Raw genomic sequence first — 21,623 nt, 5'->3', positions numbered from 1 at the left:
TTTATTTTAACGAATCAGCATTATGAAATACCGTACGATTGGAATTTTTGCACATATTGATTCGGGAAAAACAACCCTCACCGAACGAATCTTATTCGAAGCAGGAAAAATTTCTGCTGTGGGCTCCATCGAAGATGGAAATACAGAATCGGATTCTTTACAGGAAGAAATTGATCGCGGGATTTCCATTCGAACTACCTTTCACTCCCTTCCATGGAAAACTACTTTCGGTGAATTCCAAATCCAACTCGTAGACACACCGGGCCATATCGACTTTCGTAACCAAGTCACTGATCTTTTGCCCGCTATGGAAACAGCCATTGTTGTTTTAGAAGCAGGGACAGTGGTGCAATCACAAGCCCGTCTTGTCATCGAAGAACTAACAAAGGCCTCTGTTCCTATGGTGTTTTTTATCAACAAACTGGACAGGTTTGGAGATGAGTATTTGGACACTCTTGTTTCTTTAGAGGAAATTTTAGGTGGAGCTCCCGTGGCTCTCTTTCAAAAAAATGAATCTGGCAAATTGGAATTTTATTTCCATCACCCTTCCGCGTTTCCAAAAACAGTAAAAGAGGAATTAATCTCATGGAGTGATGATCTGATGATTTCCTCCTGGAATGATCCTTCTGGCCAAACTGATTTTTCGATGATTGGGTTACACACAGGCCCGAAGGCCGGAAAACTTTATCCCGTGTATGGGGGTTCTGCGAAAACGGGTGAGGGGGTTCGGGAGCTTTTGGATTTGGTACTCTGGACGGAACCAAAGGCAATAGAAAACACATCTTCCCAAACGATCCCCCTCCTTGTGCTTTCTAGAAGGACAAACCCAGAGTTTGGTCGGTATGCCGTCATTTATCCAACCCGTGAGATCCTTTTGGAAGAAATCCACTCCCTTTGGAGTAGGCTTGTTACTGGAGACAGCGGCAAAGAACTCGGGCGTTCCACCGAGAATGATCTTCCGGAAGAAAATCCCTTTCACTTCTTAGATCCAGAGTCGGAAGAAACCATAACGACATTGGAAAAGGGAAAATTGGTTCTCCTGAAAAATCACCCAGGCTTAGTCCTTTTACCCGGCTACCAAGTGAGCCAAACGAGAGATTCTTTTTCAGAAGAAGATAGTTCCTCGTCGGAACGTTCCCAGAGTCCCTTTTCCGTGGTGATCGAACCGGAAGAGTCTTCGGAAAAAGAATTTTGGTTATGTCGTTTGGAGGAACTAGTTTGGGAAGATCCAGGGTATACACTCCAAAACAAGGAAGATACCGGACAAATGGTACTTCTTGGGCGAGGGGAGCTGCATTTAGAAATTGGGGTTCGTCGGGTTATGGAAAGGACTGAAAAAAAACTCAGTTTCAGTTCGATAAACATTGCCAAATTAGAGCATCTTAAAAAAATGTCTCATAAGGTTGCCCTAGAGCATCGTGCCTTTGAAGACCAAAAATCAAGCGGCGCGCTCATCGCAGTCCTGGAAGATACTGCCGACTTTTCGAAGCAAATTGCCTTCGAGGTAAGTCTTCCGGAAGAAGTAAAAAATTCGATAGAAACGTCCTTTTTGGAAGCCTGCTTGCACGGGTTCTACGGTGAGGAAGTTGTAGGTCTAAAGTTTCGTGTCCTCTCGTATGAGAAGCCGAAAGGAGATTTACAGACCACTTTAACGCTTTTGAAAGTAGCAATACTTGCGGGCGTAAAGGAATTGTTTCCTTCAAACACATACTTGGTCGGACCCCTCACAGAAGTAGAAGTGATGGTGGACGCAGACCACTTAGGTGTAGTTCTTTCTGATCTAAGTCGCAGAAATGCTAAGGTGGTTTCCATCTTGGAAGCTGTGGCAGGGAAGAGTCACTTAAAAGCCAATGCACCGGCCCAAAACCTGCTTGGCTTTTCAGGGGCTCTTAGAAACATGACCAAAGGGATTGGCATTTCTTGGGAAAGGACTGCTTTTACCTATGAATTTCATGCAGTTTTAAAGGAGTAAAGAACCGAGGATCGGGTCTTGCACCACGATTGAGGAGTAGATTCTAACAATGGCTAAAGAAAAATTTGACCGTTCAAAACCACACTTAAACATCGGAACTATTGGTCACGTTGACCACGGTAAGACAACCCTAACAGCAGCTATCACAACAACGCTTGCAAAGTTAGTGGGTGGAAAAAATAAAGCGATTGCTTATGACCAAATCGACAACGCGCCCGAAGAAAAGGCTCGTGGGATTACTATTGCAACGTCCCACCAGGAGTATGAAACTCCAAACCGTCACTACGCACACGTAGATTGCCCGGGACACGCGGACTATGTTAAAAACATGATTACTGGTGCTGCTCAGATGGACGCTGCGATTCTCGTAGTATCTGCAACTGACGGTGCTATGCCACAAACTAAAGAACACATCCTTCTTGCTCGCCAAGTAGGGGTTCCTTACATCGTGGTTTACCTAAACAAAGCTGACATGCTTGCTGCTGATGAAAGAGACGATATGGTTGAGATGGTTAAAGAGGAAATCAAAGACCTTCTTAACAAATACAACTTTCCTGGTGATAAAACACCTTTCATCTCTGGTTCTGCATTAAAAGCTCTTGAAGGTGAAGATTCTGACTTAGGAATGAAATCCATTCTTAAACTTATGGAAGCTGTTGATACTTACGTTCCAAACCCTACACGTATTGTTGATAAACCTTTCCTTATGCCAGTTGAGGACGTATTCTCAATCACTGGTCGTGGAACTGTTGCAACTGGCCGTGTGGAGCAAGGTGTTCTTAAGATCAACGACGAGATCGAAATCGTTGGTATCCGTGATACATCTAAATCAGTTGTTACTGGTATTGAGATGTTCCGTAAACTACTCGATCAAGCTGAAGCTGGAGACAACATTGGTGCTCTTCTTCGCGGAACTAAAAAAGAAGACATCGAAAGAGGTCAAGTTCTTGCGAAACCGGGTACTATCACTCCACACAGAAAGTTTAAAGCGGAAGTTTACGTTCTTACAAAAGACGAAGGTGGACGTCATACTCCATTCTTTAACAACTACCGTCCTCAATTCTATTTCAGAACTACAGACATCACTGGTGTTTGTAACCTTCCTGGTGGAATGGAGATGGTTATGCCGGGAGATAACGTTACGATGTCAATCGAACTTATCCACCCAATTGCTATGGACCAAGGTTTGAAGTTTGCTATCCGTGAGGGTGGAAGAACAATTGGTTCTGGTGTTGTTGCGGAGATCGTTGAGTAATCCCAATGGCTGGACAAAGAATTCGCGTTAAGTTAAAAGCTTTCGATCATCGGTTGATTGACCAATCAACCTTTGAAATCGTTGCAACTGCGAAGAGGACCGGAGCTACTGTCTCCGGTCCAATCCCACTTCCAACGAAAAAAGAAATCTACACGGTATTACGTTCTCCGCACGTGAATAAAAAAGCTAGAGAACAATTTGAAATGAGAACTCACAAGAGACTCATCGATATTTTAAATACGAATGAAGATACGGTAGAAGCCCTGATGAAGCTTCAACTCCCTGCTGGAGTTTCCGTAGATATTAAATCCTAAGGATAGGATCCATGGCTAAAGGTTTAATCGGCGAAAAATTGGGCATGGCCCACATATTCAATAACGAAGGTAAGATGGTTACTGTAACTGTTTTACGCGTGGGTCCTTGTTTTGTGTCCCAGGTAAAAACATCTGCTAACGACGGCTACGAAGCTGTTCAATTAGCATTTGGTGATGCCAAAGAAAAACACATGACGAAGGCCGAAGTTGGACACATTAAAAAAGCTAACATTGCTGCCCCTAAAAAAACTCTGATTGAATTCAAAGGTTTTGAAGATGTAGCAGTTGGTGCTGAGGTAAAACTCGCTGATGTGTTTGCTTTGAACGACACGGTGAAAGTGACCGGAACTTCTAAGGGAAAGGGAACACAAGGTGTTGTGAAACGCCACGGTTTTGCCGGTGGTCCTGCTGGACACGGTTCCAGATTCCAAAGACACCCTGGTTCGATTGGTTCTAATACAACTCCTGGACGTGTGTTCAAGGGTTTGAAGATGGGCGGAAGAATGGGTTCTGAACAGAGCACTGTTCGAAACCTGAAAGTAGTAAAAATTGATGCAGACGCCAACTTGGTATTTGTATCCGGTCCGGTTCCAGGAAGAGAACGCGGTATCGTTACGATAGAGAAAATCGGATAAATAAATAGATAGGTAGAACATGAAAGCGCGTAAATACAATAAAGAAGGCGTATTCGTAAGCGAAGTTGAACTTCCGGCAGAATTATTTGCTGCCGGCATTTCGCTTGGAGCCATCTATGATGCGGTTAAAGCTGAAAATGCGAACAATAGACAAGGAACACATTCTACTAAAGATCGTTCCGAAGTTCGCGGTGGGGGAATCAAACCTTGGGCTCAAAAGGGAACTGGTCGTGCAAGACAAGGATCCATTAGAGCTCCACATTTCGTTGGTGGTGGTATCATTCATGGACCAAAACCAAGAGATTATTCCTCTAACTTGTCACGCAGCGTTAAGAAAAAGGCTGTTCTCTCCATCCTTAACAAAAAGGCAGAAGAAAACAGAATCGCGATCATAGAAGACGTAGAACCTTCTTCTTACTCCACAAAGTCCATCTACAACATTTTGAAGAACATGGACATTGCAGAGAAGGGTAACGTGGGTTTGGTGGTAGCTGGTGAAAACCAATTCCTCAAAAGATCCACTCGCAATATAGAGAACCTCAAATATGTGAACAGCAAACGAGTCGTTTGCCGAGACATCCTCTATAATAACAATTTAGTAATCTCTGAAAGCGCTTTAAAAGAGCTTCAGGCTCAGTATTCTAAGAAAGGATAAGACAGTGAACCTAGAGAATGTAATCTTATCACCAGTTGTTACAGAAAAGTCGCAAGACCTTCAAACAATTGGAGAACGTATGGGAAAAAGAACTGTCAAGTATACGTTTAAAGTCCACCCGGATGCGAACAAAACTTTGATCAAACAAGCCCTGAAACAAATGTATAACGTAGTTCCAACTGCTGTAAACGTAGCCGTTTACCGTGGGAAAATGAAACGTTTTAGAAACATGCCGTCCCCAAGACCTCACTACAAAAAAGCTGTAGTGACGTTTGCTGACGGAGCAAATTTGGATTTTGCTAAGGTTTAATTATGGGAATTAGAAAACTTAAACCCACAACACAATCTAGCCGGTATTATTCCGTTTTAGATTTCAAAGAAATCACTGAAGTGGTTCCTTACAAACCGCTCACTGCCAACATTTCTTATAAAGCTGGTCGTGACAACAAGGGACGTATCGCAGTTAGACGCAAAGGTGGACGTAACAAAAGAAAGTTCCGGATCATCGATTTCAAACGTAATAAATTTGGAATCCCTGCGACTGTAAAAACCATCGAATACGATCCAAACCGTTCTGCTTTTATTGCACTCATCTGTTATGCAGATGGAGAATATCGTTACATTTTAGCTCCTAACGGCTTAAAAGTTGGGGACAAAATTGAATCTGGTGCGAATGCAGAGATCAAATTAGGGAATACACTTCCTCTAGATAAAATCCCTGCAGGAACTAACGTTCACAACATCGAACTACATATCGGAAAAGGCGGTCAAATCGCTCGCACAGCAGGATCTTTTGCTGTGATCTCCGCAAAAGATGGTGACTATGTATCTCTCAAACTTCCTTCTTCGGAAATCCGAAAGGTTCGTAAAGAGTGTTTAGCGACTATCGGAGAACTTTCCAATAAAGACCATAACTTGGTCATCATTGGTAAAGCGGGACGTAACCGTTGGTTAGGAAAAAGACCGAAAGTAAGAGGGGTCGTTATGAACCCTGTGGACCACCCACTCGGTGGTGGTGAAGGTAGAACTTCCGGAGGTCGTCACCCTGTGACTCCTTGGGGTAAACCTACGAAAGGATTTAAAACACGTAAGACTAGACCGTCTGACCGTTTTATTGTCCAAAGACGTAAGAAAAACAGGAATAGGTAGGATCTAGATACTCATGGCTAGAAGCTTAAAAAAAGGTCCGTTCATTGACGACCACCTCATGAAAAAAATTACGAGCCTAAACTCTGAAGGGAAAAAAACTCCCTTCAAGTCTTGGTCAAGAAGAAGTACCATTTATCCAGATATGATTGGTCATACAGTCATGATTCATAATGGCAAAGCGTTTGTTCCTGTTTATGTAAACGAAAACATGATCGGTCACAAACTCGGTGAATTTGCTCCCACTAGAACCTTCAAAGGCCATGGTGGAGACAAAAAAGTAGCGAAGAAATAGGTAGAGAGATGGAAGCAAAAGCAGTAGGAAAACACCTCAGAATTTCTGCCAGAAAAGCTCGCCTGGTTGCTGATGAAGTTCGTGGATACGATTACAAAGAAGCCATTGATATCTTGCGTTTTACAAACAAAGCTGCAAGTTCAATGATCATCAACCTCTTGAACTCGGCAGTTGCGAACGCAGTGCAAATGAATGAAAGTTTGGATCCAAGTTCACTTTATGTTAAAAAAATCTATGTGGATGACGGCCCAATCATGAAACGTTTCCGCCCAAGAGCACGTGGACGTGCTTCTCGGATCCGTAAACGCCTTAGCCACATCACTGTTGTCGTATCTGAAATCGAAAAGAAGGTTAGCTAATTTATGGGTCAGAAAGTAAATCCAATCGGACTACGAATCGGAATCACACGCAATTGGGATTCTATTTGGTTTTCCAAACAAGATTACATTAAAAATCTTCATGAAGATATCAAGATTCGTAGATTCCTTCTGAAGAAATTCAAAAACGCATCCGTTGTGAAAATCGTAATCGAAAGATTCCCTGAAAAAATCAACGTAAACCTCCATACTTCTAAACCAGGTATGGTGATTGGTCAAAAAGGCCAAAACATTGAAGCGGTAAAACAAGAACTTAAAAAATACGCGGATAAGCCGATTGGCATGAACATTATCGAAGTGAAAAAACCGGAAGTGATTGCACAAGCAATTGCAGAAACGGTTGCCCTTCAAATCGAACAAAGGATGCCATTTCGTCGAGTGATGAAAGCAGAACTTCGTCGTGCGATGCGCGGTGGGGTGGAAGGCGTAAAAATCCAAATCTCCGGACGTTTGAACGGAGCTGATATGGCTAGAACAGAGAAATATATGGAAGGACGAGTTCCTCTTCATACTCTTCGTGCCAAAATCGACTTTGGATTTAAAGAAGCTCTCACGACTTTCGGACAAATCGGTGTGAAAGTATGGACTTATACAGGTGACTACTTCCCAACTAAGGAAGAGTCCGATGAAGATAAATACGCTGTAAAACGTAGAACGAGTTAAGAAGTACTAAAGAGAAACCATCATGTTAGCACCTAAACGAGTAAAATTTAGAAAACGCCAAAGAGGGCGCTTAAAAGGTAAGGACGAAAGAGGTTCTTACGTTGCGTTCGGTGAGTTTGGTTTAAAAGCCATTTCTTCCGGTCGTATCACTGCGCGTCAAATCGAAGCTGCACGGATTACTATCAACCGCCAAGTCAAACGAGGTGGGAAATTGTGGATCAGGATCTTCCCTCATTTACCAATCACTAAAAAACCTGCCGAAACTCGTATGGGTAAAGGTAAAGGTAACCCTGAGTTCTGGATTGCTGAAATCCGACCAGGACGAGTTCTTTTTGAAATGGCTGGTGTTGATGAAGATACAGCAAGAAAAGCTCTTCACTTAGCAGCATTTAAACTGCCAGTAGAAACTTCATTTGTTAAGAGGAACGTTCTATGAAAGACGATTTCAAATCACTTTCTCCAGAAGATTTAAAGAAAGAAATTCTTTCCTCTTCCGAAGAAGTAAGAAAAGCAAGATTTCAGTTTGGAGTTACAAGATCTCTTGAGAACCCAAAACTAATCCGCAATCATAAGAAGAGAATTGCCCAAGCATTGACTGTCCTTCGCGAGAAGGAACTAACAGCAAAAGGCAAACTCAAACAAATCGCACCGAAAGCTGGTTCGGCTCCAAAAGTCGCAAAAACAAGCAAAGGTAAGAAGAAGTAGGTTATGGAAGATAAAAACTCTAAAAAGTCTTTAACCATTCAGGGTGTAGTTGTGAGCGATGCTATGGATAAAACTGTAGTGATCGAAATCATCACAAGAAAAGTGCATCCACGGTTTAAGAAGATTATGACCAGAACTTCCCGCGTGAAAATTCACGATGAGAAGAACGAGTGTCAAGTTGGTGATCGAGTCATCGCTGTGGAAACAAGACCACTTTCTAAACAGAAACACCATAAACTTGTAAAGGTAATTGAGAAGGCGAAATTAGTATGATTCAACAAGAAACTATTTTACAAGTAGCCGATAACTCGGGTGTGAAAAAAGTCATGTGCGTTAAAGTGCTTGGCGGTTCCAAAAAACGCTACGCAACGCTTGGTGACGAAATCATCGTCGCTGTTAAGGAAGCACAACCTGCATACGGTCTTCGTGACGGGCAAGGTAAAAAAGTGCATAACAAAGCGGTTCAAAGAGCTGTTGTTGTGAGAACGAAAAAAGAAGTTCGTCGTCCAGACGGAACTTACATTCGTTTCGATGACAATGCTGTTGCCATCATTGATGACAAAGGGAATCCAAAAGGAACCAGGATCTTCGGACCTGTTGCCCGTGAACTTCGCGATAAAAAATACATGAAAATTATATCTCTCGCTCCGGAGGTTCTCTAGAATGGCAGCTAAATTAGCATATAGAGGCTCCGAGCCCACTAAATTCAAAAAAACGAAAATCAAAAAGGACGATGAAGTTCTTGTGATTTCCGGTAAAGAAAAAGGAAAAAAAGGGAAAGTTCTAGCAATCGACAAACGCAAAGACCGCGTTTATATCGAAGGTGTGAACAAAAGAAAACGATTCGTACGCCCAACCCAAGAGAACCCTCAGGGCGGCGCGATTGAGATCGAATTCCCAATCCATATTTCCAATGTGATGTTTCACGACGCAAAAGCGGAGAACAAAGCGAAGCCAAAGAAGAAAATTAAGGCTGTACGCTTGGGCTTTGCCAAGAAGGATGGTAAATCCGTACGAGTGACTCGACCAGAAGGGAAAGAAGTATAGTTATGGTACCTAGGCTTAAATCAAAATACGAAGCGGAAATCCGCCCGACACTCCAAAAGTCACTCGGCTTCCAAAGTGTCATGCGAGTTCCCAAACTAGAAAAAATCGTGATCAACGTTGGTATGGGTGAAGCTCACACGAACCCAAAAGCGATGGAAGCATGTCTTGTAGAAATTGGTCAAATTACAGGCCAAAGACCGGTAAAAACTTTCGCTAAGAAGTCCATTGCGGGTTTCAAAGTGAGAGAGGGAATGGTGCTTGGTTGCAAAGTTACCCTCCGCGGTCATCATATGTATGAGTTCCTTGACAGATTCATTAACGTGGCTCTTCCACGGGTTCGTGACTTTCGAGGTGTAAACCCCAAAGGTTTCGACGGTCGAGGAAATTATAACCTGTCCGTAAAAGAACAGATCATCTTCCCTGAGATTCATTTTGATAAAATCAATACGATCTACGGGATCAATATCACTTTCGTAACGAACACGGAAGTGGACAAAGAAGCGTTCGAATTATTCCAAGCCTTCGGTATGCCTTACCGAGCGGCAGGTAAGTAGGAGATTATTCATGGCGAAAAAATCAATGATGGAACGCCACGCCAAAGAGCAAAAATTCAAAGTGAGAGAGTACAATCGTTGCCCTCTTTGTGGTAGATCACGCGCTTATTTGCGCCGCTTTGATATGTGTCGTCTTTGCTTCCGGGACCTTGCTAGCAAGGCTCAGATCCCCGGTGTGAAAAAGTCCTCCTGGTAATTAGGTTAAGGTAAGTATGAGTCTTTCAGATCCAATCGCAGATATGCTAACAAGAATCAGAAACGCACAACAAGCTAAACATGAGCTTTGTGTGATTCCTGGTAGCAAAATCAAAAAGTCCATCCTAGATCTTCTTAAAGAAGAAGGTTTTGTAGATGATGTTCAAACTGTAAAAAATGGAAGTTTTGATGACTTCCAAGTGAAATTAAAATACGACACGGAGAAAAAACCGGTAATTCGTATGATCGAGAGAGTATCCACTCCGGGTCGTCGAGTTTACATCCAATCTGGTGAAATCCGTCCGTTCCGAAATAACATCGGAACACTCATCCTTTCTACTTCGAAAGGTGTGATGACTGGGAAACGTGCTCGCAAACTCAGAGTAGGAGGGGAAGTTCTCTGTAAGGTATTCTAGAGAACGATAACACCATGTCTCGAGTTGGAAAAAGTATTATCAAATTGCCTGCAAAGGTAGAAGTGAAAGCGGATGCAGAAGCCCTTACAATCAAAGGGCCATTAGGGGAATTAAAAACTCCTCTGTATGATGGTGTCAGTGCCAATGTGGAAAACGGCGAACTTGTTTTTACTCGCAAAAGTGAAGACCAAAAGACTGTGGCTTTACACGGTCTCGTTCGTTCCCTAGCAATGAACTGCGTCAAAGGTGTGACCACTGGTTGGGAAAAAAACCTAGAAATTACTGGGGTTGGTTACCGTGCACAAAAACGCGGTAAAGATCTAGTGATGGCTCTTGGTTATTCTCATGAAGTGGTTTTCCCTGAGCCAAACGGTATCAAAATCGATGTTGCAGATCAGCTAAAAATCAAAGTATCGGGAATTGACCGACAACTGGTTGGACAAGTTGCGGCTGACATTCGTTCGAAAAGACCTCCTGAACCTTACAAGGGGAAAGGGATCAAATATCAGAACGAATACATCCGTAGAAAGGCCGGAAAAACCGGTAAGAAGTAGAACGTCATGATCAATAAGACAGCTAAAAATACGAAAAGATTGAGAAGAGCGGAACGAGTTAGATACAAACTCCGCTCTACATCGGAAAGACCTCGGTTGGTTTTTAACAAAACAAACCGTTACCTCACTGCACAAATCATTGATGATGCAAAAGGTGTAACGCTTGTTTATGCAACCACTCTAGGGAAAGATTTTCCGAAACATGAAAATTCTAAGAAGAGTAAATCGGCTGCGACCGAACTCGGTAAAGTAGTCGCTGAAAAAGCGAAAAAAGCAGGAGTTTCCCAAGTGGTTCTCGACAGATCTGGAATGGTTTACCATGGCAAGATCGCTGCTTTTGCTGATTCTGCCCGCGAAGGTGGATTGGAGTTCTAAATGATGTTAGAAGAAGAAACAAAAGAATTTACTGAGAAGGTCGTAAAAATCGACCGAGTTGCCAAGGTAGTGAAAGGGGGACGTCGTTTCTCCTTTAACGCTCTATCCGTTGTTGGTGACTCTAAAGGAAAAGTAGGAATTGGATTTGGAAAAGCAAATGAAGTTCCAGACGCAATCCGAAAGTCTATTGAATCGGCAAAAAAGAATTTAAAATCCATTCACTATATCGGTCATACCGTTCCTCACGATGTTGTGGGACAGTTCAAATCCGCTCGAGTGATTTTGAAGCCAGCATCTCCGGGAACGGGGATCATCGCTGGAGCTTCTGTTCGATCCGTTTTGGAAAGAGCAGGAATCCAAGATGTTTTAACAAAATCATGGGGATCTTCAAACCCGATGAACATTGTGAAGGCGACTATGGATGCATTACAACAGTTGGAAACTCCGTCAATGGCGGTAAAACGACGTGGTGTTAGCCTCAAACATTTGTTTGGGCAAGATCTATAAAAGGTAACTGACTATGGAAGAAGTGATCGTAACGCAAGAAAGAAGTTCTATTGGTATCATCCCGATACACAAAAAAACTCTAATTGCTCTCGGCCTTAAAAAGAAAGGTCAATCCAAAAAACACAAAATGACTCCCCAATTGAAAGGGATGTTACGACAAGTAGGTTACTTGTTGAAAGTGGAAAAGGTATAATTGTATGGCGCAAGACAGAATTGAACAAGGCCGTGGATTTGGTGCAAAACGCCCCAAAAAATCTACATCCCTCGGAAACAAAAACTTGGTTCCCGTTCCGGAAGGTGCAAAAACATCTCCGAAACGAGTGGGTCAAGGTCCAGGATCAGGGATGGGAAAAACTTCCACTCGTGGTTCCAAAGGACAAAGAGCTCGTGCGGCTTCGATGAGACGTGGATTCGAAGGGGGACAGCTTCCTCTTCACAGACGTTTGCCAAAACGTGGTTTTACTAATATTTTCTCTGTGGAATTCCAACCAGTCAATTTGATCTCTTTAACTAAAGCAGGTCTTTCTGGGGAAGTAACTCCTGCCATTCTCAAAGCCAAATCTTTGATTAAGTCTGAAGCCGGACCAATCAAATTACTCGGAACTGGAGAAGTGACTGTTGCCATCACCATTACGGTAGATGCTTTTTCTGCTTCTGCAAAAGAGAAAATTGAAAAAGCCGGTGGAAAAGTCATCATTAGAGAAAAGAAAAAAGAAGAGAAAAAAAACTAGATAACCTATGTTTCAAACCATCGCTAACATCTTTCGAATCCCGGAATTAAGATCTAAAATCCTATTTACGATAGGTATGTTGTTACTTTTCAGAATGGGAACTCACGTGACCATTCCAGGAATCAACAGTTTGATTGTAACGGGCATTACTGCCGATCCGAGTGAAGGTTTCCTCGGAATGGTAGATTTGTTTGCTGGTGGTGCTCTTTTAAAATTTTCTATTTTTGCACTAGGGATTATGCCTTATATCTCTTCTTCGATTATTATGCAACTTGTGATGGTTCTCATACCTAGTTTGCAAAAAATGCAAAAAGAAGGGGAAGAGGGCAGAAAAAAAATCCAACAGTACACTAAGTACGGAACTCTCATCCTTTGTGCGATCCAGTCTCTTGCTGTGATCCAACTTGCTAATTCTTGGTCTACTGGATCGGGAACAGCACAAGCGAAATACCCAGGGCTCATCAACCCATCTGTAGAAGGTTATTTTCTACCGATTGCGATGTTATCCATCACAACGGGAACTGTGCTTCTTATTTGGCTCGGGGAACAGATTACAGAACGTGGGATTGGTAATGGAATTTCTCTCATTATCTTTGCTGGTATCATTGGTCGTATGCCAGAAGCGCTCATTGCTATGTTTACATCTGATACCTCAGATGCTCTTAGTATCCTAATTCTTATCATTATTTTTATCGTTCTTATTTCACTTACGGTGATTTTAACCCAAGGGGTTCGCCGGGTTCCGTTAAATTACGGAAAACAAATGGTGGGAAGAAAGATGGTTCAGGCTCGTAGCCAATCCATTCCTTTCAAAGTGAACAGTGCCAATGTAATGCCAATTATCTTTGCATCTTCACTCATTCTTTTCCCACAAACAATTGTTCAGTGGCTGTCCTCTAAGGGCGGTCAGTGGGCAGGTTGGGCAGTGATTATGGACTATTTCAATCCATTCTCGCAAATTTGGTATCATGCCCTTTTCTATTATGTGATTTATACATCTCTAATCATATTCTTTGCTTATTTTTATACGGCAATTCAGTTCAACCCACAAGAGTTAGCTGATAACCTGAAAAAATACGGTGGGTTCATTCCGGGAGTTCGCCCTGGTAGCCAAACAAAAGACATGATCGAGAAAATCTTGAATCGAATCACCCTTCCAGGTGCTCTTTTCCTTGCTGGTCTTGCTCTTGCTCCGTATCTCATCATTAAGTTTTTAAACCTCGGTTCTAATACCGGTGGGGGAACTTTGGTGTATACATTCGGAGGAACTTCACTTCTGATTATGGTAGGTGTGGCTCTAGAAACTTTGAAACAAATCGAAGCCCAACTTCTAATGAGAAATTACGAAGGATTCATGAAGAAGACTAAAATCAAGGGAAGAGTGTAACGAATGAAGAGACTCATATTTATGGGGCCCCCAGGTGCTGGAAAAGGGACCCAAGCTGACATCATCAAAGAGAAATACCAAATTCCACAGATCTCTACCGGAGACATTCTCCGTGCTGCCGTAAAAAACGGAACCCCTATGGGGATAGAAGCAAAAAAATATATGGACGCGGGAGACCTTGTTCCAGATGCTGTCGTTATAGGCATAATTCGCGACCGTTTGGTCGAAGCTGATTGTGCAAATGGATTCATACTGGATGGATTTCCTAGGACGGTGGAGCAAGCAAAGGCTCTCTCGGAAATCCTCAAAGAGCTCCGGATGGAGCTCGACTCCGTTGTCAACCTAGACGTTCCTGACGAAGAACTCGTCAAACGGTTGCTAGGTAGAGCGATCAAAGAAGGACGCTCGGATGACAACGAAGAGACCATCAAAAACCGTCTGCATACTTACAACACCAAGACGTTGCCCCTAATAGACTTTTATAAAGGCTCTGGGATCCTTCGGCAAATCAATGGTTTGGGAAGTATGGAAGAAATCACTAACACTATTTTAAAATCGATCCAGTAGGAGATATACCCTGGCTAAGGAAGAAGCAATAACTATTGACGGAACCGTTTTAGAACCGTTACCGAACGCTATGTTCCGCGTGGAACTAGAGAATGGTCACAAAGTTCTAGCACATATTTCGGGAAAAATGCGTATGCATTATATCCGTATTTTACCCGGCGATAAAGTTACTGTAGAACTTTCTCCTTATGACCTAACCAAGGGCCGTATCACTTACAGAAAGAAATAGGGAACTATAATGAAAGTTAGAGCATCAGTAAAAAAAATCTGTCCAGAGTGCAAAGTCATTCGCAGAAAAGGTGTAATCCGAGTGATTTGCACGAACCCAAAACACAAACAAAGGCAAAGATAGAAAGATATGGCACGTATCGCGGGTGTTGATTTACCATCAAACAAAAGAATATTGATCGGTCTTACATACGTATTTGGTATTGGTAAGACGTCCTCTCAAAATATCCTGAAAAAAGCAGGAATTGACGAATCTATCCGGGTGAAGGACCTTTCGGACGAACAAGAAGCCGCGATCCGACGAGTCATTGAAGAATCATACCAGGTAGAAGGTGATCTTCGTTCCGAAGTCAACCTAAACATCAAACGATTGATGGACGTAGGTTGTTACAGAGGTTTCCGCCATAGACGTGGACTTCCTGTTAACGGACAAAGAACAAGAACCAACGCAAGAACTCGCAAGGGTGTCAAGAAAACTGTAGCTAACAAGAAAAAGGCTACTAAGTAGAGGACAGGTCCATGGCTGAAAAAGACGCTAAGAATAAAAAAGATACCAAAAAGGTTAAGAAAAAAGAAAAGAAAAACGTTCCGCGAGGTAAGGTTTATATCCAAGCTTCGTTTAACAATACAATCGTATCCATTACAGATATGGCTGGAAACGTTCTTTCTTGGTCCTCGTCTGGAATGATGGGATTTCGTGGATCCAAAAAATCCACTCCGTATGCAGCACAAGTTGCTGCTACCAATGCAGCTGAAAAAGCAATCGAAGCTGCTGGTCTTTCAGAAGTAGATGTAATGGTTTCCGGTCCAGGAATTGGACGTGAGTCTGCCATTCGTTCTTTGACTACGAAAGGAATTTCAATCAAACTCATTAAAGACGTAACTCCGCTCCCGCACAATGGGTGCCGACCACGCAAAAGAAGAAGGGTGTAGGAATTAGATATGGCACGTTACCGAGGTCCAGTTGTTAAATTGATGAGAAGAGAGGGACTTAACCTCTTTCTCAAAAATAGTCATACTTTACATAAAGAAAAATCTTCCCTAGAAAAGAGAAAGTACCCACCAGGTCTACCTCCTAAGAAAAAAGGAAAGATTACTGAATACGGAGCTCAGCTTCGTGAAAAACAAAAAGTAAAACGCGCATACGGAGTTTTAGAAAAACAATTCCGTAGATACTTCGAAGAAGCATCTCACACTCCAGGGATTCCTGGTGAGAACTTACTCCAATTCCTCGAAAGAAGATTGGATAACGTTCTTTATCGTATGGGATTTGCAGTCACTAGAAGACAAGCTCGTAACTTTGTAGCTCACAGACATATCCTTGTGAACGGACACAGAGTTGATATTTGTTCTTATCGTGTGAATGTTGGTGATAAAATCGAAATCCGTGAGAAGTTCCAAAAATCCACGTTTATCGAAGAAAATATCAAACTAGCTCAAGCAATCAATCGTACTGCTTCTTGGGTGAGTGTGGATTATACCAAGTTCTCAGGAGAAGTGACTTCACTTCCAACAAGAGAGCATATTGATATCCCTGTGAAAGAACAGGTAATCGTAGAGTTGTACTCGAAGTAAGAATTTAGAGAAGAAGGATACGACATTGTCTCCAAAGAATTTATTAAAAGGTTTTAAAAGACCCAAAAAAATCGAATTCACTACCGATGTGAATACTCCAAACTACGGTAAGTTTGTTGCAGAACCTTTCGAAAGAGGAATTGGTACTACGATCGGTAACTCCCTTCGTCGTACGCTCATGTCTTCTATTGAAGGTGCAGCAATTTCCGCGATTCGGATTGAAGGAGTTTCTCACGAGTTCTCCTATATTGAAGGTGTAGCAGAAGACGTAACTCGTATCATTCTTAACTTAAAACAAGTTCGAATCAAATATGAGCCTGAAGACAAAGAAGCAAGCAAAGTAATCCACCTAGAACTGAAAGGTGCAGGTTACTTCCGTGCTGCTGACTTGGCAGTTGATTCTTCTATCGAAATTATGAATCCTGACCTTCATATTGCCACTCTCAATGAGGATGCCAATTTGATTATGGATTTGGAAATCCAAAGAGGACGTGGTTACGTTCCTGCGGAAGACAAAAAGAAAGACATCGAAGTTTTGGGAACTATCCCTATCGATTCTATTTTTTCACCAATCCAAAAAGTATTGTTTGAAGTATCGGAAACTCGTGTTGCACAACGTTCTGATTACGAAAAACTCACGATGGAAGTTTGGACTGATGGATCTGTTTCTCCAGAAGATGCAGTCGCACAAGCAGCAAAAATTCTAAAAGACCACTTAACTGTTTTCATTAATTTTGAAGAAGAGATTGAAGAAGAAGAAGAAGAGTTGGATGAAGCTGATGAAAAACTAAAAGCAGCTCTATCTAAACACGTAGAAGAGTTAGAACTTTCTGTTCGTTCTACTAACGTTCTTCGTAGTTTAGAAATCGACTTCATTGGTGAACTTGTTAAGAGATCAGAAGACGAAATGACTAAATCAAAACATTTCAGCGAACAAAGTTTACAAGAGTTGAAAGCGAAACTTTCCTCTATGGGACTTTCTTTCGGTATGAGAGATTTTTAAGATGAATAAACGTAATAAAGTTAAACAACTCAATAGATCAGCAGATCATAGAAAAGCTATGATCCAAAATATGGTAATCTCTTTACTTCGCCACGAAAGAATTGAATCTTCTGTTGCAAAGTTGAAAGTGGCTCGTTCTTACGCGGAACGAATCATTACTAGAGCGAAACGTAATTTAGATGCTAACCTTGCTAACCTTGATGAACAAAAGAAAAATGCAGCAATCCTGCACAACACACGATACCTTTATAGCCACCTTGGTGACCAAGAAATCGTAACAAAACTTTTGAAAGACCTTGCAAACCGTTATGCGGAAAGAGTGGGTGGATACACACGGATCATTCGTTTGGTAAACCGTCCTTCTGACAATACGGCAATGGGAATTTTGGAACTTGTGGATCGCAAAACTCAAGATGAGTTGAAAGCAGAAGTGCGAGCGAAACGCGAAGAAAAGAAACCTGCTAAAAAGGAAGAAAAACCTAAAAAAGCCAAAAAAGAAAAAGTAGCTGCGAAATAAGCTAAATTTTTTCTATCATTGGAATAAGAAGCCTACTCTAGTTTTGAGTAGGCTTTTTTTTTATTGCATTCGTTTTGTATTCTGATCAAATACTAGATTCCAAACGAATGTCATCCTCTCAGTCTATATCCGATTCCATTTGGCATACAGCCTTTAGTTCTAGTCCCATTGGGATGTCACTCACTGATATGCAGACGGGATTGTATGTGGAGGTAAATGAAGTATATTGTCATTGGCTTGGTCGGACAAAGGAAGAGGTGATTGGAAAATCCACTCTAGATTTAGGGATTTATTCGAATACAAATGATAGAGAGATTATTTTAGAAAAACTAAAAACGGACGGCCATATTCTCAACAAAGAAGTTTCCCTCATAACAAAATCCGGAGCTACGGTCGTAATTCTCTTTAGCGGTAGGATTCTGGAAAATGGGAAGTATCTATTATCTGCTGGACAAAACATAACGGCGCTTAAAGAGAAGGAAAACTTGGCGAGTGCATTACAAAGTGAACTCGTCATTAGCAAAGAACTTTTTGAAAGTGTCTTTCGACTGAACCCAGCGGCCGTTAGCTTATCTGACGCGGAAACAGGCAAATACGATGATATCAATGAAGCCTACTGCCGGTTGATTGGATTTGAAAGGGACGAGATCATTGGAAAAACATCGCATGAATTGAATATCTGGATCACCAAATTAGACCGGGCCAGGCTTCTTGCGGAAGTGCAAAAAAAGGGTTGGAGTACGGGGCTGGAGGCCAGTGTAAGAACCAAAACCGGTGAAATTCGTCATGTGGTTTCAGGGAATACGATCCTCAATAATCATGGAAGGCCTACTTTACTTGCGATTCTAATCGATATTACCGAATCAAAACAGAGTAAAGAAGCTCTTGAATATGCTGTTAAAGAAAGAACCAAAGAACTCAATCGGATTTTAGAAGATTTACAGAAAACCCAAGACCAATTGATCCTTGCTGAAAAAATGGCAACCTTAGGTCAGTTAGTTGCTAGTGTTGCCCATGAAATCAATAACCCTCTGGCAGCAATTTCGGCATTTAGTGAACAAATTTACAACCGCATTGGAAATTTCGGAAATCGTTTGTTCCAGATCAAAGAATCTTTTTCTAAGCATTCAGAAGAAGAAGTTAATGAAATTGTCACTTGGGTAACAAATTTATTTACTATCAAACCCAAATCTTATGCCTTTGCGGAAGCTCGTAAGGCAAAAAAGAATTTGGAAGGTATATTTAATCGATTCGGAATTGAACCGGCCTATGATTTGGCTGACCGTATTGTTGATTTAGGTGTTCCTGATTATTTTCTCGAAAACCAAAGTTTTTTACTTCGTTTCCAATCTTCTCTTTTACTCGACTTAGTTCTTTCTGAACTAAACACATTACGTAGTATTGAATCCATTCGGTTGGCAGTAGAAAGAACATCCAAAATTGTTTATAGTTTAAAGAGTTATGGAAGATTTGATAAAAATGAAGCAAAATCGCCAATCAATATTGTGGATACAATTGAAACAGTTCTAACTTTATACCAAAGTAAAATGAAATCTGGAGTTGATTGTATTCGATTGTATAATTCGAGTCCTACCATTTTAGGATATCCTGATGAACTCATTCAAATTTGGACCAATCTCATTTATAATGCCTTACAGGCCATGGCTTTTAAGGGAATTCTTACCATCCAAGTGGATGAATTCGAAAAGGAAGTTGTGATTCAAATTAAAGACAATGGCCCAGGAATTCCTATTACAATCCAAAAACGAATTTTTGAACCGTTTTATACAACCAAAGAAAAGGGAGAAGGGTCAGGGCTTGGGCTCGGGATTGTAAAACAATCAGTAGAAGAAAGACACCATGGCCGGATTCAGTTCCAATCAGAACCCGGCAGTACGGTATTTGAAGTTTTTTTACCTAAAACCTAGCGAGCTGCATCTGCAATTTTTCTGCCACCAAATCAAACTCTTCGTTTTGGATGACCGTCCTGTAAGCAGCTGTCACAATCGGATGCCTTTTTTCATCTAATTGAATGAGATTTGGTAAAACCTTTAATCCATAAAATCCATTGGTGATTTTTTCGGGTCTTGTGCCATAAGCTAGATCATAACCATATTTTCTATCTCGTGTATCAGATCCGAAACAAGCCAACATAAAGTCTGTCATTCCCGAAAGGCCATTGAACGTGGTTGGATCCCCCCCGAGTAAAACTCCAATGGAAACCATTTCATTGAAGAAACGATTACTCAAATGGAAAAGTGTGTTGTCTACATTTCCACCTAACTCTCGTTTGAAGTATCCTTCTACCAAGCCCATAGCAACGGCATAAATTGTTTTTAAAGCTCCTCCGAGTTGTACACCTTTTGTGTCGCGGGAATTGATCGCGGCCCTTGTAAAAACATAATTGTTGGAGAGAAGTTCCTGGAGTTTTGGAATGAGTGAATCTTCAAAAGCAGATATTTCAAATCCGGATATTTTCCTTTCCATAATTTGATCGGGGTAACAAGCACCGGATACGACAGCCAATCTTTCCCTCTCAATTAGTAAAAGTTCGTTCAAATCTTCTAAAATAAGACCTTTTTTGGAACCTGTAAATCCTTTGATGACATTTACCATCGGGGATTTGTTTTTCTGCAAATAGGTTCTGATTTTAGAATAAATTCCATCAAATTCCCATGGATTGGTTCCTTGGATGAATAGTGTGGCTGATTCCATCACTTCAGGTTTGTCCGAGAATTCAATGTTTGGTGGAAGTTTGTAAATTGGATAATGAACCACATCACGTCTTTCTTCGTTACTTTGTTTTACAATATCTGAATCAGGTGTGTAAATCGTAACTTTTACATTTTTGTTTGCCATTACACAAGCAAAAGCCACTGACATATTGGACGATCCAATGATGACTACATGTTCTTCCGGTTTTTTAGGAAGCGAAATGAGTTGGTTGGTTTCACGAACATCCCCTTTGTAAAGGTTACGATAGGTTCCATGTTTGTGTTTGTTTAAATTGCTACCGACAAGGAGTGCTAGGTTATCAATGATGAACTGTTTTTTATCACCAGTCCCTGGAAAAGAAATTTGTTCGATGTGTTTCGGAAAGGTTTCCATTTCCTTTTTGGTAAGTTCACCAACAAGCACTGGTTTGCCGATCACAAGTTTTCCAACTGCTTGGTTAAAAAGTAATCCTTCAATAGGAAGAATTTTTTCTGTTCCTTCTAGAGAAATTGGGAGGATGACTTTATTGGCAACATAATGGTACACAGTGTCAACAAATGGCATAAGCCTTCCATCCCGAGACCTCGTTCCTTCAGGAAAAATAGAAATCACCTTTCCATCAGATTGTAATTTCTGTGAATTACGAAAGGCCCGCATATTGATTTTGGTCATTACATCCGAAAGAGAAGGGTTGTCGGCCATATCCTTTTTGGAACAAACAAGTAGGGTTCCAAACATATAGAGTCCAAGACGAGTGAAGTCAGGTTCGAAGGCGAGGCGTCCTGCAATAAACACAAGAGACTCGGCAATTTTCCTCCCTTCTGGCCCTGAATTATATAGAAGAGTAAAGATGGCAGGTGCATCTAAATGACTTAAGTGGTTGGAGATTAAAGTGACTGGATATTTCCCGATGACTCCATCTAGAAGTTTCAGGTTTTCTATACCTTCCACTTTGAATTTTTTCATAATGGGATCTAGAAATTTCAACATAAAGTCACGAGGTTCGGGACGTATGTCAGTGAAAACTCCAATCTCTTCCAAACGTTCTGGTTCTTGAAAGATATCCATTACCTTTGGTTTTGGCGTACTTTGTGAAAGGACTAAAAACTCTTCTAAAATGGACTTTGCTTCGGACTCGGACAGTCCCGATTTTACAAATAGGTGAATGTTCTCAAAAAATTCTTTATGCCAGCGTCCCAAAGTGGCTTCTTTTTCTGTCATGTATGCCTCTAAAC

At 41.5% G+C, this 21,623-nt stretch carries 34 protein-coding genes; 33 read left to right on the top strand and 1 reads right to left on the bottom strand.

Features of this window, described 5'->3' with window-relative positions; genetic code table 11:
* The first annotated feature begins 22 nt into the window (after positions 1–22).
* The 33 genes from EHQ24_RS17730 (at position 23) to EHQ24_RS17570 (ending at position 19,601) form a co-directional block, all read left to right on the top strand.
* Complete coding sequence (locus tag EHQ24_RS17730; RefSeq protein ID WP_135602930.1) at positions 23–1,972, top strand: elongation factor G-like protein; 1,950 nt, start codon at positions 23–25, stop codon at positions 1,970–1,972.
* 49 nt (positions 1,973–2,021) lie between these two features.
* Entirely contained in the window at positions 2,022–3,227 is a 1,206-nt protein-coding gene (gene tuf / locus EHQ24_RS17725; protein WP_002974170.1) for an elongation factor Tu, read from the top strand.
* A gap of 5 nt (positions 3,228–3,232) precedes the next feature.
* A complete protein-coding gene (gene rpsJ, locus EHQ24_RS17720; protein WP_002974412.1) occupies positions 3,233–3,541 on the top strand; it encodes a 30S ribosomal protein S10 in 309 nt (102 codons plus the stop codon).
* 11 nt (positions 3,542–3,552) lie between these two features.
* Positions 3,553–4,176, top strand: a complete 624-nt coding sequence (gene rplC / locus EHQ24_RS17715; RefSeq protein ID WP_002974191.1) for a 50S ribosomal protein L3 — start codon at positions 3,553–3,555, stop codon at positions 4,174–4,176.
* Positions 4,177–4,195: 19 nt separating this feature from the next.
* The gene (gene rplD, locus EHQ24_RS17710; protein ID WP_135602929.1) at positions 4,196–4,831 is read left to right on the top strand and encodes a 50S ribosomal protein L4; all 636 of its coding nucleotides are present in this window, start codon (positions 4,196–4,198) and stop codon (positions 4,829–4,831) included.
* 4 nt (positions 4,832–4,835) lie between these two features.
* Positions 4,836–5,141 carry a 50S ribosomal protein L23 gene (locus tag EHQ24_RS17705; protein WP_002973792.1) on the top strand — a complete coding sequence of 102 codons (306 nt, stop codon included), beginning with the start codon at positions 4,836–4,838 and terminating at the stop codon, positions 5,139–5,141.
* Between the two features lie 2 nt (positions 5,142–5,143).
* Entirely contained in the window at positions 5,144–5,980 is an 837-nt protein-coding gene (gene rplB, locus EHQ24_RS17700; RefSeq protein ID WP_100721553.1) for a 50S ribosomal protein L2, read from the top strand.
* 13 nt (positions 5,981–5,993) lie between these two features.
* Entirely contained in the window at positions 5,994–6,272 is a 279-nt protein-coding gene (gene rpsS, locus EHQ24_RS17695) for a 30S ribosomal protein S19 (RefSeq protein ID WP_100743125.1), read from the top strand.
* Positions 6,273–6,280: 8 nt separating this feature from the next.
* A complete protein-coding gene (gene rplV, locus EHQ24_RS17690) occupies positions 6,281–6,631 on the top strand; it encodes a 50S ribosomal protein L22 (protein WP_004783773.1) in 351 nt (116 codons plus the stop codon).
* Positions 6,632–6,634: 3 nt separating this feature from the next.
* A complete protein-coding gene (gene rpsC / locus EHQ24_RS17685) occupies positions 6,635–7,312 on the top strand; it encodes a 30S ribosomal protein S3 (RefSeq protein ID WP_100743124.1) in 678 nt (225 codons plus the stop codon).
* A 22-nt stretch (positions 7,313–7,334) separates the two neighbouring features.
* The gene (gene rplP / locus EHQ24_RS17680; RefSeq protein ID WP_015678382.1) at positions 7,335–7,748 is read left to right on the top strand and encodes a 50S ribosomal protein L16; all 414 of its coding nucleotides are present in this window, start codon (positions 7,335–7,337) and stop codon (positions 7,746–7,748) included.
* Positions 7,745–8,017 carry a 50S ribosomal protein L29 gene (gene rpmC, locus EHQ24_RS17675; protein ID WP_002973697.1) on the top strand — a complete coding sequence of 91 codons (273 nt, stop codon included), beginning with the start codon at positions 7,745–7,747 and terminating at the stop codon, positions 8,015–8,017. Before rplP ends, rpmC begins: the two co-directional genes overlap by 4 nt.
* A 3-nt stretch (positions 8,018–8,020) precedes the next feature.
* A complete protein-coding gene (gene rpsQ, locus EHQ24_RS17670; protein ID WP_012388932.1) occupies positions 8,021–8,290 on the top strand; it encodes a 30S ribosomal protein S17 in 270 nt (89 codons plus the stop codon).
* Positions 8,287–8,679 (top strand): 50S ribosomal protein L14, encoded by a 393-nt coding sequence (gene rplN / locus EHQ24_RS17665; RefSeq protein WP_002974152.1) that lies wholly within the window; start codon positions 8,287–8,289, stop codon positions 8,677–8,679. Before rpsQ ends, rplN begins: the two co-directional genes overlap by 4 nt.
* A 1-nt stretch (position 8,680) precedes the next feature.
* On the top strand, positions 8,681–9,064 hold the full coding sequence (gene rplX, locus EHQ24_RS17660) for a 50S ribosomal protein L24 (protein WP_004783817.1): 384 nt from the start codon (positions 8,681–8,683) through the stop codon (positions 9,062–9,064).
* 2 nt (positions 9,065–9,066) lie between these two features.
* Positions 9,067–9,618, top strand: coding sequence for a 50S ribosomal protein L5 (rplE, locus tag EHQ24_RS17655; protein ID WP_135602928.1), 552 nt, complete (start codon positions 9,067–9,069; stop codon positions 9,616–9,618).
* A 10-nt stretch (positions 9,619–9,628) separates the two neighbouring features.
* A complete protein-coding gene (locus EHQ24_RS17650) occupies positions 9,629–9,814 on the top strand; it encodes a type Z 30S ribosomal protein S14 (protein WP_012476296.1) in 186 nt (61 codons plus the stop codon).
* Positions 9,815–9,830: 16 nt separating this feature from the next.
* The gene (gene rpsH / locus EHQ24_RS17645; RefSeq protein ID WP_002973604.1) at positions 9,831–10,229 is read left to right on the top strand and encodes a 30S ribosomal protein S8; all 399 of its coding nucleotides are present in this window, start codon (positions 9,831–9,833) and stop codon (positions 10,227–10,229) included.
* 14 nt (positions 10,230–10,243) lie between these two features.
* On the top strand, positions 10,244–10,783 hold the full coding sequence (rplF, locus tag EHQ24_RS17640) for a 50S ribosomal protein L6 (RefSeq protein WP_100743119.1): 540 nt from the start codon (positions 10,244–10,246) through the stop codon (positions 10,781–10,783).
* Positions 10,784–10,789: 6 nt separating this feature from the next.
* Entirely contained in the window at positions 10,790–11,158 is a 369-nt protein-coding gene (gene rplR, locus EHQ24_RS17635) for a 50S ribosomal protein L18 (RefSeq protein WP_135602927.1), read from the top strand.
* Positions 11,159–11,161: 3 nt separating this feature from the next.
* Complete coding sequence (gene rpsE / locus EHQ24_RS17630; protein ID WP_002973816.1) at positions 11,162–11,665, top strand: 30S ribosomal protein S5; 504 nt, start codon at positions 11,162–11,164, stop codon at positions 11,663–11,665.
* 13 nt (positions 11,666–11,678) lie between these two features.
* Complete coding sequence (gene rpmD / locus EHQ24_RS17625) at positions 11,679–11,858, top strand: 50S ribosomal protein L30 (RefSeq protein ID WP_100743117.1); 180 nt, start codon at positions 11,679–11,681, stop codon at positions 11,856–11,858.
* Between the two features lie 4 nt (positions 11,859–11,862).
* Positions 11,863–12,396 (top strand): 50S ribosomal protein L15, encoded by a 534-nt coding sequence (rplO, locus tag EHQ24_RS17620; protein WP_135602926.1) that lies wholly within the window; start codon positions 11,863–11,865, stop codon positions 12,394–12,396.
* Between the two features lie 7 nt (positions 12,397–12,403).
* Positions 12,404–13,783 (top strand): preprotein translocase subunit SecY, encoded by a 1,380-nt coding sequence (gene secY / locus EHQ24_RS17615; RefSeq protein ID WP_002974039.1) that lies wholly within the window; start codon positions 12,404–12,406, stop codon positions 13,781–13,783.
* Positions 13,784–13,786: 3 nt separating this feature from the next.
* On the top strand, positions 13,787–14,350 hold the full coding sequence (locus EHQ24_RS17610) for an adenylate kinase (protein ID WP_004783833.1): 564 nt from the start codon (positions 13,787–13,789) through the stop codon (positions 14,348–14,350).
* Positions 14,351–14,360: 10 nt separating this feature from the next.
* Positions 14,361–14,579, top strand: coding sequence for a translation initiation factor IF-1 (infA, locus tag EHQ24_RS17605; protein WP_012476295.1), 219 nt, complete (start codon positions 14,361–14,363; stop codon positions 14,577–14,579).
* Between the two features lie 9 nt (positions 14,580–14,588).
* Positions 14,589–14,702, top strand: a complete 114-nt coding sequence (gene rpmJ, locus EHQ24_RS17600) for a 50S ribosomal protein L36 (RefSeq protein ID WP_002974084.1) — start codon at positions 14,589–14,591, stop codon at positions 14,700–14,702.
* Between the two features lie 6 nt (positions 14,703–14,708).
* A complete protein-coding gene (gene rpsM, locus EHQ24_RS17595) occupies positions 14,709–15,086 on the top strand; it encodes a 30S ribosomal protein S13 (RefSeq protein WP_100790756.1) in 378 nt (125 codons plus the stop codon).
* An 11-nt stretch (positions 15,087–15,097) separates the two neighbouring features.
* On the top strand, positions 15,098–15,511 hold the full coding sequence (gene rpsK, locus EHQ24_RS17590) for a 30S ribosomal protein S11 (protein WP_100743113.1): 414 nt from the start codon (positions 15,098–15,100) through the stop codon (positions 15,509–15,511).
* A 9-nt stretch (positions 15,512–15,520) separates the two neighbouring features.
* Positions 15,521–16,153 (top strand): 30S ribosomal protein S4, encoded by a 633-nt coding sequence (gene rpsD, locus EHQ24_RS17585; protein WP_135602925.1) that lies wholly within the window; start codon positions 15,521–15,523, stop codon positions 16,151–16,153.
* Positions 16,154–16,178: 25 nt separating this feature from the next.
* Positions 16,179–17,156, top strand: a complete 978-nt coding sequence (locus EHQ24_RS17580; RefSeq protein ID WP_002974165.1) for a DNA-directed RNA polymerase subunit alpha — start codon at positions 16,179–16,181, stop codon at positions 17,154–17,156.
* Between the two features lies 1 nt (position 17,157).
* Positions 17,158–17,673 carry a 50S ribosomal protein L17 gene (gene rplQ / locus EHQ24_RS17575; protein WP_135602924.1) on the top strand — a complete coding sequence of 172 codons (516 nt, stop codon included), beginning with the start codon at positions 17,158–17,160 and terminating at the stop codon, positions 17,671–17,673.
* A 107-nt stretch (positions 17,674–17,780) separates the two neighbouring features.
* Entirely contained in the window at positions 17,781–19,601 is a 1,821-nt protein-coding gene (locus EHQ24_RS17570) for an ATP-binding protein (protein WP_135602923.1), read from the top strand.
* On the opposite strand, the gene EHQ24_RS17565 is transcribed toward EHQ24_RS17570, so the two are convergent.
* The gene (locus tag EHQ24_RS17565; RefSeq protein WP_135602922.1) at positions 19,591–21,609 is read right to left on the bottom strand and encodes a 1-acyl-sn-glycerol-3-phosphate acyltransferase; all 2,019 of its coding nucleotides are present in this window, start codon (positions 21,607–21,609) and stop codon (positions 19,591–19,593) included. The genes EHQ24_RS17570 and EHQ24_RS17565 overlap by 11 nt on opposite strands.
* Positions 21,610–21,623: the final 14 nt, after the last annotated feature.

This window comes from Leptospira noumeaensis, from assembly GCF_004770765.1.
GTDB lineage: Bacteria > Spirochaetota > Leptospiria > Leptospirales > Leptospiraceae > Leptospira_A > Leptospira_A noumeaensis.
Note: the sequence above shows the minus strand (reverse complement) of the source record. Positions and strands in the feature narration are given on the sequence as shown.

What these genes read in the sequence shown, in the direction of transcription:
- rpsJ (WP_002974412.1), top strand. Translation starts at nt 3,233, where the DNA reads ATGGCTGGACAAAGAATTCGCGTTAAGTTAAAAGCTTTCGATCATCGG.
- rplD (WP_135602929.1), top strand. Translation starts at nt 4,196, where the DNA reads ATGAAAGCGCGTAAATACAATAAAGAAGGCGTATTCGTAAGCGAAGTT.
- rplN (WP_002974152.1), top strand. Translation starts at nt 8,287, where the DNA reads ATGATTCAACAAGAAACTATTTTACAAGTAGCCGATAACTCGGGTGTG.
- EHQ24_RS17565 (WP_135602922.1), bottom strand. Translation starts at nt 21,609, where the DNA reads ATGACAGAAAAAGAAGCCACTTTGGGACGCTGGCATAAAGAATTTTTT.
- rplF (WP_100743119.1), top strand. Translation starts at nt 10,244, where the DNA reads ATGTCTCGAGTTGGAAAAAGTATTATCAAATTGCCTGCAAAGGTAGAA.
- tuf (WP_002974170.1), top strand. Translation starts at nt 2,022, where the DNA reads ATGGCTAAAGAAAAATTTGACCGTTCAAAACCACACTTAAACATCGGA.
- rplQ (WP_135602924.1), top strand. Translation starts at nt 17,158, where the DNA reads ATGAATAAACGTAATAAAGTTAAACAACTCAATAGATCAGCAGATCAT.
- rpmC (WP_002973697.1), top strand. Translation starts at nt 7,745, where the DNA reads ATGAAAGACGATTTCAAATCACTTTCTCCAGAAGATTTAAAGAAAGAA.
- rplB (WP_100721553.1), top strand. Translation starts at nt 5,144, where the DNA reads ATGGGAATTAGAAAACTTAAACCCACAACACAATCTAGCCGGTATTAT.
- rpsS (WP_100743125.1), top strand. Translation starts at nt 5,994, where the DNA reads ATGGCTAGAAGCTTAAAAAAAGGTCCGTTCATTGACGACCACCTCATG.
- EHQ24_RS17610 (WP_004783833.1), top strand. Translation starts at nt 13,787, where the DNA reads ATGAAGAGACTCATATTTATGGGGCCCCCAGGTGCTGGAAAAGGGACC.
- secY (WP_002974039.1), top strand. Translation starts at nt 12,404, where the DNA reads ATGTTTCAAACCATCGCTAACATCTTTCGAATCCCGGAATTAAGATCT.
- rplC (WP_002974191.1), top strand. Translation starts at nt 3,553, where the DNA reads ATGGCTAAAGGTTTAATCGGCGAAAAATTGGGCATGGCCCACATATTC.
- EHQ24_RS17730 (WP_135602930.1), top strand. Translation starts at nt 23, where the DNA reads ATGAAATACCGTACGATTGGAATTTTTGCACATATTGATTCGGGAAAA.
- rpsM (WP_100790756.1), top strand. Translation starts at nt 14,709, where the DNA reads ATGGCACGTATCGCGGGTGTTGATTTACCATCAAACAAAAGAATATTG.
- rplR (WP_135602927.1), top strand. Translation starts at nt 10,790, where the DNA reads ATGATCAATAAGACAGCTAAAAATACGAAAAGATTGAGAAGAGCGGAA.
- rpsC (WP_100743124.1), top strand. Translation starts at nt 6,635, where the DNA reads ATGGGTCAGAAAGTAAATCCAATCGGACTACGAATCGGAATCACACGC.
- rpsQ (WP_012388932.1), top strand. Translation starts at nt 8,021, where the DNA reads ATGGAAGATAAAAACTCTAAAAAGTCTTTAACCATTCAGGGTGTAGTT.
- EHQ24_RS17570 (WP_135602923.1), top strand. Translation starts at nt 17,781, where the DNA reads ATGTCATCCTCTCAGTCTATATCCGATTCCATTTGGCATACAGCCTTT.
- rplV (WP_004783773.1), top strand. Translation starts at nt 6,281, where the DNA reads ATGGAAGCAAAAGCAGTAGGAAAACACCTCAGAATTTCTGCCAGAAAA.
- rpsH (WP_002973604.1), top strand. Translation starts at nt 9,831, where the DNA reads ATGAGTCTTTCAGATCCAATCGCAGATATGCTAACAAGAATCAGAAAC.
- rpmJ (WP_002974084.1), top strand. Translation starts at nt 14,589, where the DNA reads ATGAAAGTTAGAGCATCAGTAAAAAAAATCTGTCCAGAGTGCAAAGTC.
- rpmD (WP_100743117.1), top strand. Translation starts at nt 11,679, where the DNA reads ATGGAAGAAGTGATCGTAACGCAAGAAAGAAGTTCTATTGGTATCATC.
- rpsK (WP_100743113.1), top strand. Translation starts at nt 15,098, where the DNA reads ATGGCTGAAAAAGACGCTAAGAATAAAAAAGATACCAAAAAGGTTAAG.
- rplX (WP_004783817.1), top strand. Translation starts at nt 8,681, where the DNA reads ATGGCAGCTAAATTAGCATATAGAGGCTCCGAGCCCACTAAATTCAAA.
- rplO (WP_135602926.1), top strand. Translation starts at nt 11,863, where the DNA reads ATGGCGCAAGACAGAATTGAACAAGGCCGTGGATTTGGTGCAAAACGC.
- rplP (WP_015678382.1), top strand. Translation starts at nt 7,335, where the DNA reads ATGTTAGCACCTAAACGAGTAAAATTTAGAAAACGCCAAAGAGGGCGC.
- rplE (WP_135602928.1), top strand. Translation starts at nt 9,067, where the DNA reads ATGGTACCTAGGCTTAAATCAAAATACGAAGCGGAAATCCGCCCGACA.
- rpsD (WP_135602925.1), top strand. Translation starts at nt 15,521, where the DNA reads ATGGCACGTTACCGAGGTCCAGTTGTTAAATTGATGAGAAGAGAGGGA.
- EHQ24_RS17650 (WP_012476296.1), top strand. Translation starts at nt 9,629, where the DNA reads ATGGCGAAAAAATCAATGATGGAACGCCACGCCAAAGAGCAAAAATTC.
- rpsE (WP_002973816.1), top strand. Translation starts at nt 11,162, where the DNA reads ATGTTAGAAGAAGAAACAAAAGAATTTACTGAGAAGGTCGTAAAAATC.